This window comes from Konateibacter massiliensis, from assembly GCF_900184995.1.
GTDB lineage: Bacteria > Bacillota > Clostridia > Lachnospirales > Lachnospiraceae > Lachnotalea > Lachnotalea massiliensis.
In genome coordinates this window covers 1-1,343 of record NZ_LT860095.1, presented here as the reverse complement: position 1 = coordinate 1,343, position 1,343 = coordinate 1, and the positions used below count along the sequence as shown (strand labels likewise).

Genomic DNA, 1,343 nt, shown 5'->3' with positions numbered 1-1,343 from the left:
TGATGTTAGAATTTAAATAGTACAAGTCAAAATGAGAAATTCCAATATAAAAAATTATGGTACAATACTTGTACTGAATCATGGAGGGTCTCATTATGCCGAAGAACTATGACAAACAATTTAAATTGGATTGCATCCAGTACTATCATGACCACAAGGAGCTTGGTTTGATTGGCTGTGCCAACAATCTTGGAATCAGCCACCAGTCTATATCAAGATGGCAAAGAGAATTTCGTGAGACAGGTGATCTCGAATCTAGAGGCTCTGGAAATTTCTCTTCGGATGAAGAAAAGGAGATTGCCCGTCTTAAGCGTGAATTGCGCGACACACAGGATGCACTTGATGTGTTAAAAAAAGCCATCGGCATTCTGGGAAAATGACGCAAGCCATTTACCTCGAAGTATCTGAGAAGACAGAAGCTTCCAAGAAAAACGGACGCCGTGTTTCTGTCTCCAGAGTGCTGCGAATCTTAGGCGTTTCACGATCGGGATATTTCGCATTTTTAAGAAAAACTCCTTCAAATACACTCGTACGAAAGAAAACTATAAAGGCCAAAATAAGAGAGATTTATGATGGCTCCAAACAAAACTATGGTGCTCCCAAAATCACCAAAGAGCTCAAAAAAAAGGGAGAAGTTATTGCAGAACGAACGGTTGGTACCTACATGAAGGAAATGGGAATTAAAGCGCAATGGGTAAAACCATGGACAATCACTACAAAAGATTCTGATTTTAGTAACGAACTTCAAAATATCCTTGATGAACAATTCAATCCTGACCGCCCTAACGCTGTTTGGTGCACCGATATCACTTATATTTGGACCGTAGACGGATTTGTCTATCTGACAAGCATTATGGATTTGTATTCCAGGAAAATCATTGCATGGACACTTTCAGAAACGTTAGAGGTTTCTTGTGTAATTGATGCCATAACCAAAGCAAAAGCACGTCGCAAAACAGATCTTCCGTTGATTATACACAGCGATCGCGGCTCTCAGTATGTTTCAAAAGCCTACAACGAAGCAACCGAAAATATGAAGCGTAGTTATTCAAAAAAGGCCTTCCCATGGGATAATGCATGTATTGAATCATTTCATGCACTCATAAAACGGGAGTGGCTGAACCGATTTCATATCCTCGATTTCGACCAGGCTTATCGCCTCGTATTTGAATATCTAGAGGCATTTTATAATACAAAACGTATCCACAGTCACTGTGATTATATGTCACCAAATGACTTTGAAAAACTATATGAGCAGAGCCAAGATGGCCGCCTGCTTCTAGCAAGTTAATGTGAGGAATTTTTTCTCATTTTAACTTGTACTAAATCTTGACATAGGACCA

At 39.5% G+C, this 1,343-nt stretch carries 2 protein-coding genes; both read left to right on the top strand.

Annotated elements, in window-relative coordinates; translation table 11 throughout:
- Positions 1-95 precede the first annotated feature (95 nt).
- A complete protein-coding gene (locus tag CTY48_RS00025) occupies positions 96-380 on the top strand; it encodes a transposase (protein ID WP_099466478.1) in 285 nt (94 codons plus the stop codon).
- A complete protein-coding gene (locus tag CTY48_RS00020; RefSeq protein ID WP_099466477.1) occupies positions 377-1,291 on the top strand; it encodes an IS3 family transposase in 915 nt (304 codons plus the stop codon). The genes CTY48_RS00025 and CTY48_RS00020 overlap by 4 nt, the downstream gene beginning before the upstream one ends.
- Positions 1,292-1,343: the final 52 nt, after the last annotated feature.